Annotated in this window: 14 protein-coding genes; 12 read left to right on the top strand and 2 right to left on the bottom strand. The window is 46.0% G+C overall.

Annotated elements, in window-relative coordinates:
- Window positions 1-629: 629 nt before the first annotated feature.
- A complete protein-coding gene (locus tag DXA97_RS12890; RefSeq protein ID WP_118720523.1) occupies window positions 630-1,256 on the top strand; it encodes a lactate utilization protein in 627 nt (208 codons plus the stop codon).
- Window positions 1,257-1,262: 6 nt separating this feature from the next.
- Window positions 1,263-1,943: a DNA alkylation repair protein gene (locus tag DXA97_RS12885; protein ID WP_118720521.1), complete on the top strand. Its 681-nt coding sequence runs from the start codon at window positions 1,263-1,265 to the stop codon at window positions 1,941-1,943.
- A gap of 40 nt (window positions 1,944-1,983) precedes the next feature.
- On the opposite strand, the gene DXA97_RS12880 is transcribed toward DXA97_RS12885, so the two are convergent.
- Window positions 1,984-3,570 carry a GGDEF domain-containing phosphodiesterase gene (locus tag DXA97_RS12880; protein WP_182436893.1) on the bottom strand — a complete coding sequence of 529 codons (1,587 nt, stop codon included), beginning with the start codon at window positions 3,568-3,570 and terminating at the stop codon, window positions 1,984-1,986.
- A gap of 97 nt (window positions 3,571-3,667) precedes the next feature.
- Window positions 3,668-3,886 carry a FeoA family protein gene (locus DXA97_RS12875; protein WP_118720517.1) on the bottom strand — a complete coding sequence of 73 codons (219 nt, stop codon included), beginning with the start codon at window positions 3,884-3,886 and terminating at the stop codon, window positions 3,668-3,670.
- Between the two features lie 242 nt (window positions 3,887-4,128).
- On the opposite strand from DXA97_RS12875, the gene eno reads away from it, so the two are divergent.
- From eno to DXA97_RS12830, 10 genes are all read left to right on the top strand, one after another.
- A complete protein-coding gene (gene eno / locus DXA97_RS12870; RefSeq protein WP_118720515.1) occupies window positions 4,129-5,424 on the top strand; it encodes a phosphopyruvate hydratase in 1,296 nt (431 codons plus the stop codon).
- Window positions 5,425-6,010: 586 nt separating this feature from the next.
- Complete coding sequence (locus DXA97_RS12865; RefSeq protein ID WP_118720513.1) at window positions 6,011-6,304, top strand: type II toxin-antitoxin system RelB/DinJ family antitoxin; 294 nt, start codon at window positions 6,011-6,013, stop codon at window positions 6,302-6,304.
- On the top strand, window positions 6,294-6,608 hold the full coding sequence (locus DXA97_RS12860; protein ID WP_118720511.1) for a type II toxin-antitoxin system RelE/ParE family toxin: 315 nt from the start codon (window positions 6,294-6,296) through the stop codon (window positions 6,606-6,608). The genes DXA97_RS12865 and DXA97_RS12860 overlap by 11 nt, the downstream gene beginning before the upstream one ends.
- Window positions 6,609-7,076: 468 nt before the next feature.
- Window positions 7,077-8,102: a nucleoside hydrolase gene (locus DXA97_RS12855; RefSeq protein WP_118720509.1), complete on the top strand. Its 1,026-nt coding sequence runs from the start codon at window positions 7,077-7,079 to the stop codon at window positions 8,100-8,102.
- 71 nt (window positions 8,103-8,173) lie between these two features.
- Window positions 8,174-8,815 carry an ECF transporter S component gene (locus DXA97_RS12850; RefSeq protein WP_243107656.1) on the top strand — a complete coding sequence of 214 codons (642 nt, stop codon included), beginning with the start codon at window positions 8,174-8,176 and terminating at the stop codon, window positions 8,813-8,815.
- Window positions 8,787-9,485 carry a radical SAM protein gene (locus DXA97_RS12845; protein WP_118720507.1) on the top strand — a complete coding sequence of 233 codons (699 nt, stop codon included), beginning with the start codon at window positions 8,787-8,789 and terminating at the stop codon, window positions 9,483-9,485. Before DXA97_RS12850 ends, DXA97_RS12845 begins: the two co-directional genes overlap by 29 nt.
- Before the next feature lie 310 nt (window positions 9,486-9,795).
- Window positions 9,796-10,491 carry a PRD domain-containing protein gene (locus tag DXA97_RS12840; RefSeq protein ID WP_347561603.1) on the top strand — a complete coding sequence of 232 codons (696 nt, stop codon included), beginning with the start codon at window positions 9,796-9,798 and terminating at the stop codon, window positions 10,489-10,491.
- A complete protein-coding gene (locus tag DXA97_RS22260; RefSeq protein WP_347561602.1) occupies window positions 10,488-10,646 on the top strand; it encodes a PRD domain-containing protein in 159 nt (52 codons plus the stop codon). The genes DXA97_RS12840 and DXA97_RS22260 overlap by 4 nt, the downstream gene beginning before the upstream one ends.
- A 67-nt stretch (window positions 10,647-10,713) precedes the next feature.
- The gene (locus DXA97_RS12835) at window positions 10,714-11,202 is read left to right on the top strand and encodes a PTS glucose transporter subunit IIA (RefSeq protein ID WP_118542048.1); all 489 of its coding nucleotides are present in this window, start codon (window positions 10,714-10,716) and stop codon (window positions 11,200-11,202) included.
- Between the two features lie 60 nt (window positions 11,203-11,262).
- Window positions 11,263-11,514 (top strand): HPr family phosphocarrier protein, encoded by a 252-nt coding sequence (locus tag DXA97_RS12830; protein WP_118720505.1) that lies wholly within the window; start codon window positions 11,263-11,265, stop codon window positions 11,512-11,514.
- The last annotated feature ends 15 nt before the right edge of the window (window positions 11,515-11,529 follow it).

The raw sequence follows: 11,529 nt of genomic DNA, 5'->3' as shown, positions 1-11,529 counted from the left end.
TACTATTGCTTATATTAAAGTGAATGTTACTATGAGGAGCCGTATGCGGGAAAGCCGCACGTACGGATCTGTGAGGGGCTAAGATTGAGAGGTCTTAGTCTACTCGACTGCCGAGATAACCGAGGAATACAAAGTTGTCATATACACATGATTTAGAATTCATTCTTATTATTTGATTAAATAAGAATGAATTCTAAAATTCGTAATTTTGGGATTAACAAGTAGTGTGCAAAGTGTTATTCTTGTTTCTGCTGATGAGTTGCCGTGGTTGGTACGATTTCGGTACGATGAGAAGATGAAGTGTTGGAATCCTCCTTATAATCAGTTTATTATGAGTGGGTTAGGGATTCGATTCCCATCACCCGATCTATTTTTTTACCCAAACTAAATTGCTGGTTCTCTAATTTTATGTTCGGAAATTTCTTGTAAAATCAAAGGTTTCCGGGCTTTTTTTGTGCCCAAAGGACTTGTGGTTTCATGTTCAGGCTATGATCTGGGAAACTGGAACTAATTGAGATTTTGCAAGAGCGGCGTTATAATGGAACTATGAAAACAGACGATTCAGAGGATAGAAAAGAAGTATGGCTGGATGGAGTTGGGTATTATTGACTAGAACGGAGGAATATCACATGAATGAAAATCTCGTAAAAAGAAATGAATGTCTGGCGCGGACTGTGATCAAAGGGCTGGAGTCACGAAACATGAGCGGTTATTATGCGGCGGACAAGGAAGAAGCACTGAAACAGGCATTACAGCTGATTCCGGAAGGAAGCAGCATTGCTATGGGCGGCTGTATGAGTGCGCATGAGATCGGATTGATCAAGGCACTGGAAGAAGGAAACTACAATTATATGGACCGTGATAAAATGGAGCGCAGAGCGGCATTAATGGCAGCATACGACGCAGATGTATTTTTAAGCAGCGCAAATGCGATCACGGATGATGGAATTATGGTAAACATTGATGGAAATTCCAACCGGGTATCCTGCATTGCACAGGGACCGAGAAAGGTTATTTTTATTGTAGGGATCAATAAGGTATGTTCCGATCTTGATGCTGCAATGAAGCGTGCCAGAAATGTGGCTGCACCTGCGAACGCACAGCGGTTTGATTACAAGATTCCTTGCAAAGAAAAGGGAAAATGCTTTGACTGCAAGTCACCGGATACCATCTGCTGTCAGTTTTTGATCACAAGATATTCCAGACATACAGGAAGAATCCATGTGATCCTTGTGAATGATAATCTTGGATTTTAGGAGGAAATGGCAGATATGATCCGGGAACGGTTGTTTGCATTACAGGATGAAAAATACGGTGATTTTCAAAGTAAATTGATTCCTGGACTGCCAAGGGAGCAGGTTATCGGCATCCGGATGCCAGCTATGAAAAAGCTGGCGAAGGAACTGGTAAACGGGGAAGAGACCAATGATTTTTTAAAACAGCTTCCGCATACTTATTATGATGAAAACGTTCTCCATGCACTTCTGATCGCTTCAATCAAGGATTATGATGCCTGCATGGAAGCGCTGGAGACATTTTTGCCGTACATCGATAATTGGGCTGTATGTGACTGTCTTTCCCCGAAAGTATTTCAAAAGCATAAGACAGAGCTTTTAGAGAAAATAAAGCTCTGGATTCCATCAGAGCATCCATATATTTGCCGGTTTGGGATGGGAATGCTGATGCGCTGGTTTCTGGATGATGATTTTTGCCCAGAGTATCTGGAATTACCGGCGGCTGTCCGTTCGGAGGAATACTATGTGAACATGATGACAGCATGGTTTTTTGCAACAGCGCTGGCGAAACAGTGGGATGCGGCGATCCCGTACCTGGAACAGAAGCGTCTGGATCCATGGACCCATAATAAGACAATTCAGAAAGCACGGGAGAGTTACCGGATCACGCCGGGGCAGAAAGAATACCTGAAAACGCTGAAGCTTTAACATAGCTCGTTCCTTTGATGTTTACTGCGCAATCTTGTTATTACACCAGGCAGCCCATCAGCTTTTCAAAATCTTCCTTACACATAGGGCGGTAGTATAAAAAGCCCTGGATCTCATCGCAGCCTTCCTGCTTCAGGAAGTCTGCGATTTCTTTTGTTTCCACGCCTTCGCAGACGATGGTTTTCTTCATACGCTTGAGCATGTGGAAAATCTCCTGCAGGACGATATGGGCATTTTCGGACAGGGTGTCCCCGAGAAACATCCGGTCAATTTTTACTTCGTCAAACAGCAGATCCTTTAATGTGTTTAAGGAGGAATAGCCGGAGCCGAAATCATCCATGGAAATCTGGATGTTACGGTTCTGGAGACTGCGGATCACCTGGTTGACAGCCAGTGGGTTATTGACGTAGGTGGACTCTGTGATCTCAAAGGTAAGAAGAGAAGGATCAATCTTGTAGGTATCAATGAGATCCTGAATCTTCTGAACAAAAGTATGCGGCTGCTCAAAATGGACTGGAGACACATTTAAGGAGACACGGAATTTTGCAGGAAGCAGACTTGCGTATTTGCGGAGCCACTGGAAGGTCTGCTCGTAGACGTAATAATCCAGATCGACCACAAACCCATTTTGTTCAAACAGAGGAATATAGATGTCTGGGGACCAGAGCAGCTTTCCGTTCCGTATCCAGCGGACCAAAACTTCTGCGCTGGACACAGTCTGGGTGATCGTGTTGACCTTAGGCTGGAAATATATTTCAAATTCATGGTTTTCCAGGGTGCTGTGGAAGGAATGCAGGATCTCCGCCTGCATTTTTTCTTTCCGGTCGATCTCGTCGGAGTAAAGGCAGGTGTGGCTGATGAGTTTTTTGGCGATCCGCCTTGCCACGTTGGCACAGGAAATCATGGTTTCCGGCTTGGTTTCTTCTTCCGGGATCAGGTAGATGCCGGAGTTGGTCCGGAAGAAGCTGATGTGATAGGTATCGCGGATCCGGCTGCAGATCTTCTGGTCAAGACTCTGGATCTGTTCCCGGAGTGCATCCCCGGTCTGCCTGCTTACATCAGCAATACTGATAAAAACATCGGAGAAAAAGCGGGCAGTGAACAGGGAAAGCGAGGAAGCAGTAAGTTCCTCGTAGACGACATTTAAGATTTCATTTCCAAGCGGGTAGCCATATTTGTCATTGATAAAATGAAAGTTTTCAATGTCTGTAGAAATCAGTGCGATCGGAAGCTTTCCGGTTACTGGATGCTGGCAGGGATTTTCGGAACTGAAAAGTTTCCCGGCGTTCTGGGACTGGAATAGCCGGATCTTCTCTGCAAGAAATTCGGAGGATACGGTTGGGATCACCTGGCTGTTTTTGGTCTGGCTCTGGGATTCACTGTGATTTCTGGAATTCTTTTTATAAACATTGTTGAGCAGGCGGGCCAGAAGCTCTCTCTGGATCAGGGCCAGAACAATACAGAGAACCAGAAAGGCCAGTGTCATGCACAGTGACTGGTACATAGCTTTGTAAGAGAGGTCTGGATCGACTAAAAGCTTGGTAAGGTAAAGATTCAGGATGAGAATCAGCATGAGCACGACCAGGATGATCTCGTAAAGATGCAATATGCTCTTGTTTCGTTTCATAGTAGGTCTCCTTTGTAAAAACGTTGCGATGCGCAAATAACGGTCCGGCATCGGATAGGCTGTGTCTTGGAAGGAGCGCAGCAAAAAGCTATGCAGATCATTCCGCCTGCACAATGATCATTTTTGCAAAATCGGCACTGATGCCGATCTTACTTTCCTTGATCATGCCGATATAATAGCCGAAAAAGGCAGACAGAATGCGGATAGCGGCATTTTCCACAAATCCAAGCGTTTCCAGATAATGGCGCTGCTCCTCATCTCCGCATATTTTTTGAACCGTATATTGCTGATTGATCTCAGCTAGATTCAGTGGCATAAATTCCTCCTCTGGAACATTTTAACAGAAAGTTAGTTGCAGCTAACATCATAGCATAAATCAGAATGCTGTCAATCATTTTTATAGGAAAACACTCCTTCGTTTCTGAATAAAAACAGCGAATTTGAAGATACTGAGAAAACATGATCAATAAGGATGATTTACAGAAAAAGTGCCGTGTGGTAGACTGTGGTTGGTTAGCGATAACTAACTTAATAAGGCACAGGCAGGAGGACATGACTATGATGTATCTGGAAATTGAAAAAGTAATTGGAAGAGAGATTATCGATTCCCGCGGAAACCCAACCGTAGAAGCAGAGGTGTATTTAACCGATGGCACCGTCGGCAGAGGTGCAGCACCGAGCGGCGCATCTACCGGTGAGTTTGAGGCACTGGAATTACGGGATCAGGATAAGAGCCGCTTTGGTGGAAAAGGTGTTTCCAAAGCAGTGGAGAACATCAATACCGTCATTTCTGATGTTCTGTGCGGCATGGATCCGTCTAATGTTTATGCGATTGACCAGGCAATGATCCAGGCCGATGGCACAAAAGATAAATCCAGGCTGGGTGCAAATGCAATCCTGGCAGTTTCTATCGCAAGCGCAAGAGCAGCAGCAAACGCTATGGAAATGCCGCTGTACCGTTTCCTCGGCGGCGCAAACGGCAACCGTCTGCCGCTTCCGATGATGAACATCTTAAACGGCGGCGCGCATGCAGCCAATACCGTGGATGTGCAGGAGTTTATGGTCATGCCGGCAGGCGCACCGAGCTTCAAGGCAGGTCTCCGCTGGTGTACCGAGGTGTTCCATGCACTGGCAGCCCTGTTAAAATCCAGAGGGCTGGCAACTTCCGTCGGTGATGAAGGCGGCTTCGCACCGGATCTTGGCAGCGATGAGGAAGCAATCCAGGTAATTCTGGAAGCAGTTGAGAAGGCAGGATATAAGCCGGGTACCGATTTTGTTCTGGCCATGGATGCTGCATCCAGTGAGTGGAAGAGCGGTAAGAAGGGCGAGTACCTGCTTCCGAAGAGCGGCAAGAAGTTTACTTCCAAAGAGCTGGTAGAGCACTGGAAGAACCTTTGCGAGAAGTACCCGATCTACTCCATCGAGGACGGCCTGGATGAGGAAGACTGGGAAGGCTGGCAGATGATGACCAAAGAACTCGGTGATAAGGTTCAGCTGGTTGGAGATGACTTATTCGTAACCAACACCGAGCGTCTTGCAAAGGGCATTGAGCTTGGCTGCGGCAACTCCATCCTGATCAAGTTAAACCAGATCGGTACCGTATCCGAGACTCTGGAGGCAATCAAGATGGCACACAAAGCAGGCTATACCGCGATCGCATCCCATCGTTCCGGTGAGACCGAGGATACCACGATCGCAGACCTGGCTGTAGCGCTCAACACCTGCCAGATCAAGACCGGCGCACCGAGCAGAAGTGAGCGTGTGGCAAAATACAACCAGCTGCTCCGCATCGAGGAGGAGCTTGGTGTGGCAGCACAGTTTCCGGGCGTGAAGGCGTTTAATATCAAACGTTAGTCAGTTGATTCGTTTGGAAATATCAAAGTGTTAGTCAGCGTATTGTTTGATGCAGTTTCAACTTTGCACTTGCGATGATCTTATGAGGATTTAATAACCAAAAACTGCCATTTCCTAGTGGAAAGTGGCAGTTTTTTGATGCAAGGCATGTCACAAATGTGGATGTAATGTGCATGTAGATTGTGCTAGTTATTTTCGTTATTGCGGTATTTTGCGTTTTTTTCCTTCAGCTTTGCCAGATATTCGTTGGCTTCCTTTTCGGATTTAAACCGCATTTTCGGACCCTGAGGCTGAGTTTTAAAACGTAGCCGCCTGTATTTTTTCTTCTGACATCGAATGATTCCATCCTTTCTTGTTTGTTTCAATCCACAGTCGGTAATTTCACGGAGACTGACTGTGATTTACGTCACTTGATTGCCTTGCCGTTCGCCATGACTGTGCAAGCATGTTCCTGGCCCTCTTGCACTCGTTACATTTTACCATGACACGTGAAAAATGAAAAGCAATAAAATTGTATTGATTTACTAATGAAATAGCATATAATTATATTAACAGAGATGGCATATGTAAAAATGGAGGTGTATTTATGGCAAGTACAATACAGGTAAGAGTGGATGATGAACTGAAATTGAAATCGGATAATTTGTTTAGAGAATTAGGAACTGATACGACAACAGCAATTCGAATGTTTCTTACTCAGGCAGTGGCGAATAATGGTTTTCCATTTGAAATCAAGAAGAGAACAGCAAATCCATTTCTGGAATTGTCGGAAGATGCAGTGATGAAAAAGCTGGAATCAGCAAGAAAACATGCTGATCACGGAGAGTATCGAGGTGCGGATGAGATGGTTGCAGAGATGAGGGCAAAATATGGCTTATAAAGTTGTTGTAACATCAGATGCAGAAGGAGATTTAGATAATTTCGTGAGATATCTTCTTTTCGAAAAAGAAAATTTCCAGGCAGCACAAAATCTTCTAAACGATTTCGATGCAACGAAAAGAATGTTGGAGCAGGTGGCATCGAGTCTCAAATTGTGTGAGAATCCGAAATTACAAAAATTGGGATATCGAAGAATTAATTTTTTATCACATAGATATTTTATGCTGTATCGAATCAAAAAAGATATGGTTCATATTGATGCAATTTTCCATGAATTGCAGGATTATGAAAATCATATTGTGTAGATAAATTCTGAATTTGGCAGTAAAGATGTATTTGACGCCCTGGCCCTTTCTGTGCTATACTATCTCGGCTGTGGAGAAAGTTAAAAGTTATTTCTGCAGCAAAATGGCAGATATTTTCTGCCGACTGGTTCGGGAACCTCCCAGGATAAAAAACTAGGCAGACAAAAGAACAATCCCGTTGCGGGGTCACGTATGCGTGAACCGTGTGGGATAACCAAAGCACAGTTGTGGAAAACGTTCGCAATCCGTAACGATTTTGTGGATAATTATAACGAATCGCGGATCATGATAGCAATCGTTTCAATCTGCAAAGAACAAGGTGCTGTTTTTGTGTGTTTATCTGAGGTCCTCAGAAAATACGCAAAGACAGTACCTTTTTTGTTGTCCTGCATTCAAAGAAACCTGCTCTGGCAGTTTGCAGAGAATATATGGAACAGGCCCTGTCTTTGCAAAGAAAGAGGGCAAAAAATGGAGAAAGAAAAGAGACGTGTGATCATTGACTGTGATCCCGGGATTGATGACAGCCTGGCTATCATGCTGGCATTATCTATGGAAACATTGCAGGTCGAAGGGATCACCATTGTCTGCGGCAATTCCCCGGTGGAGATGGGAGTAGGCAATGCGAAAAAAGTATTGAAACAGATGGACCGGCTGGATATTCCGGTGTTTCGCGGAGAGGCGGTGCCGCTCAAACGGGAGTATGTAAATGCATTGGATACGCACGGGGAAGATGGTCTCGGTGAGAGTTTCCTTCCAGAAGTAGAAGGGTATGAACAGAGCCAGACGGCGGTAGATTTCTTATGTGAAAAGGTACGTGCCTGTGCGGCAGAGGGCAGCGGCTGTTCTGTGATTGCGCTTGGACCGATGACGAATCTGGCGCGGATGATCGAAACAGACCGGGAAGCGTTTGGAATGATCGATGAGATCGTTTCCATGGGTGGAAGTTTCCGCAGCCACGGAAACTGTTCCCCGGTGGCAGAGTACAATTACTGGGCTGACCCGGATGCGGCAGCGCTGGTCTATGAGACAATGGCGGAACTTGGAAAGAAGATTTTCATGGTGGGACTGGATGTCACAAGAAAGATTGTGCTGACGCCGAACCTGTTGGAATATATGAAGCGCCTGGATGCGGAAACGGGAAATTTTGTGCAGGCGATCACGAAATTTTATTTTGATTTCCACTGGGAGTGGGAGCATTTGATCGGCTGTGTGATCAATGATCCGCTGGCGGTGGCGTATTTTGCGGACCGTTCCATCTGCAGTGGGTTTGATGCCTACACGGCGGTGGAGACAGGCGGGATTTCGATTGGCCAGACGGTTGTGGATTCCATGCATTTTTACCGGAAACCGGCAAATGCACGGGTGTTGACCGAGGTGGATGTGCTGAAATTCTTTCAGCTGTTTTTCTCAAAAATTTTGAAGATACCGGTGGAGAAGCTGGATCTGCTGGAGATGCTTGTGGGCGTGAATGAGCAGGTGCGGAATACGGTATGAGCGCATTGTGATTGAATAGATCGAATAACGAAGGGCAAGACAAAATTTGAGAAAAAGAGAGGATTACACACATGAACCGAACTAGAAACATGACAACCTTACAGCTTTGCATGCTGGCTATGGCGGTGTGCATCAATGTGGCAGGAGGTCAGCTTGCGCTGATGCTTCGCCTGCCGATTTATTTAGACAGTATCGGAACCATTTTAACCGGTCTCTGGATGGGACCGTTCTGCGGCATGCTGCCGAATCTCTTAAGCGGCATCATTCTTGGTATGACAACCGATATTTATTCTTTGTATTTTGCACCGGTCGGTATGATCACCGGACTGATGGCGGGCATCGCCGGAATGGTTATGAAGAGTCTGCTCAGTGAGCGGAATGTCAGAAAACGCCAGATTCTGACCGGAGCTTTTCTGATCACAGTTCCAGGAACGCTGGTAAGTTCTGTGATCAATGCCGTATTGTTTGGCGGTGTGACTTCTTCCGGGTCTTCCATTCTGGTGCAATTGCTTGCCAAAACTCCGCTTGGCATGACCGGAAGTATTTTTGCAGTGCAGATTTTAACGGATTATCTGGACCGGGTGATCGCGCTTGCGTTGGCTGTGGCAGTTCTGCAGGTGCTTCCGCAGGATCTGCGTACACTTTGGAAACGGAATAAAAAGGAAAGAGTGAAAGAGGGAAGTTATGGGAATTCCAACCGAACGATACAGTAAGATAACCAATAAGAACCAGAGAGAAATCTGTCTTTTACAGGGATTTCCCTGCGCCTGGGGAAAGTGTGCATTTTGCGATTATATCGCAGACAACAGCCGGGATGAAGCGTCTATGGTGGAGCTGAATCACCGCGTACTGGATCTGGTAACCGGGGAATTCGGTGTGCTGGAGGTCATTGATTCGGCGAGCTGTTTTGAACTGCCGGAGCAGACGTTAGACCGGATTGCACAGGTAATAAAAGAAAAGAACATCCAGAAGCTGTTTTTTGAAGCGCACTGGATTTACCGGCATAAGCTGGATGAGATGCGAAAGCGGATGCCGGTGCCGATCGTCTTTAAGATCGGCGTGGAGACGTTTGATCACGATTTCCGGGAAAAAGTATTGAACAAGCATGCCGATTTTTCCGGTCCGGAGGAAGTGGCGCGATACTTCGATTCGCCCTGTCTGATGGTAGGAATCAAAGGGCAGACGAAAGAGATGATCGCCCGGGATATCGAGTACTTAAAACGGTATTTCAAGCTGGGCACCGTGAATGTCTACAATAACAATACTACTCCGATCCGACAGGATGAGGAACTAGTGCGATGGTTTATGAAGGAATACCGGTGGCTCCTGGATGATCCGGCTGTGGAGGTGCTGTATGAGATCACGGATTTCGGCGTGGGTTGAGTGCGGTTATTGTTCACAGGCAGAGATTTTGCCAATTGTATAAAATTGACAAAGAAAAAACAAAAACAGGTTGACGTGTTGTAGATAATGTGGTAGAGTTAAGACAACATGATTTGAATATAACAATTTTGGATTGTTACTGGGAAGCAGGCAAAACCAATTTTGAACAGTATTTGATAGTTTGTGATGCAGATATTTGTTCAGAATTGGTTTTTTATTTTAAATAGATCAGGACAATGTGAGAGGGAGTGTTGCTGGACGCGCATGTGTGAACGGCAGAGCGTGTACTGGTCTATGTGGGGTTATGGGTATGACAGTAGAGAAAGTGATCAACAACAATGTGATCAGTGCTTTGGAAAATGGCAGAGAAGTTGTTGTGATGGGACGCGGAATCGGATTTCAGATCCGTGCCGGTATGGAAATTCCAAAAGATCAGATTGAGAAAGTGTTCCGGCTGGAGAATCCGGACGTCATGGATCAGTTCAAAAATCTGGTACAGAAGCTGCCGCCGGAGCGTCTGCAGATTTCTGCCGAAGTGATCCAGTACGCGAAAGGCGTTATGGACAAAAAATTAAATCATAATATTTATCTGACATTGACGGATCATATCAATTTTGCCATTGAGCGCTATCAGAAAAAGATGATGTTTGCCAATCCGCTGCTGGGTGAGATCCGGACATTTTACCGGGAGGAATATGTCATTGGCATGTTCGCCATTGACCTGATCGAGCGCAGACTGGGAATTTCATTTCCGGTTGATGAGGCGGCGTCCATTGCGCTTCATATTGTAAATGCGGAGTATAACACCCGGATGCGGGACACCATCGATATGACGAAAATTATTCACGATGTACTGCAGATGGTAGAGGAATATTTTCAGATAGAAATGGACCCGAACTCAGCAAGCTATGGTCGCATGGTGACCCATCTGCGTTTCCTGGCGCACCGGATCTACAGTGGAGAGTCGCTGGAGGAAGGGACCGGGCTGGAAGAATTCCATGCATGATCCGGCAGATGTATCCGGAAGAATATGCCTGCGGCAGAAAAATCCAGGAATTTATCCTGCAGACCTATGGGCATCGGGTGTCAGCGGAAGAAATCTCGTATTTGTCTGTTCATATTAGAAGGATACGGTTTAGCGGCAGCGAAGATAAAATCTGAAATACAGAATCATGTGATCTCATCAGAAAAAACTGGGATCGTGTTTCAAAAAGAAGGGGGACTTGTTATGTTTCAGGCATTAAAAAAGATGTTTGGAGGAAAGAAAGAACAGGCAGAGGTGTTATCTCCGGCAGCGGGAAAGGTGATTCCGTTAAGCGAAGTAGCGGATCCTGCTTTTGCACAGGGAATCCTGGGAAAAGGCGTTGCACTGATTCCGTCAGAAGGAGCATTCCGTGCACCGGTATCCGGTGAGGTAACGGTGCTGTTTGAAACAGGGCATGCAGTCAGCATCAAAGCAGATAACGGTGCAGAACTGATCGTTCATATTGGTCTGGATACGGTTCAGTTAAAGGGTCAGTATTTCCAGACGCACGTAAAGCAGGGAGACCGGGTACAGGTGGGCGATCTTCTGATCACGGCAGACCTGGAACAGATCCGTACAGCCGGGTATGATGTTGTGACGCCTGTGATCGTCTGCAATACACCGGATTTCCCGGATATGGTATGCAGTACCGGAATGGTGGTAAAAGCAGGAGATCCGGTTATTTCTTTATAAAAAGCAAGAATCAGATGTTCCATGCACGAATGCGGGTAACGAAAGGAAGACTGTTTTAGTATGAAATACGCAACGGTACAGGTGGAAGATCCGGAGGGACTTCATGTACGGAACTGTGCACGCATTATGGCGGCGGCGACCAGGCTTGACGCGGACTTATCGCTTATTTATGGGGAGAAAACGGCGCGTGCAGACCGTATCCTGGAGCTTATGGCATTAGAAGCGCCGTCCGGCAGTGTGATTGAAATTCATGCGGAGGGAAAAGAAGCGAAAACGGCGGTTGATACGATTGCTCAGATTCTGCGCACGTGATACAGTTGTGCAGAT

It is taken from the genome of Clostridium sp. OF09-36, assembly GCF_003481985.1.
Classification (GTDB): Bacteria; Bacillota; Clostridia; order Lachnospirales; family Lachnospiraceae; genus Brotaphodocola.
This window is presented reverse-complemented; position numbering and strand designations above follow the sequence as displayed.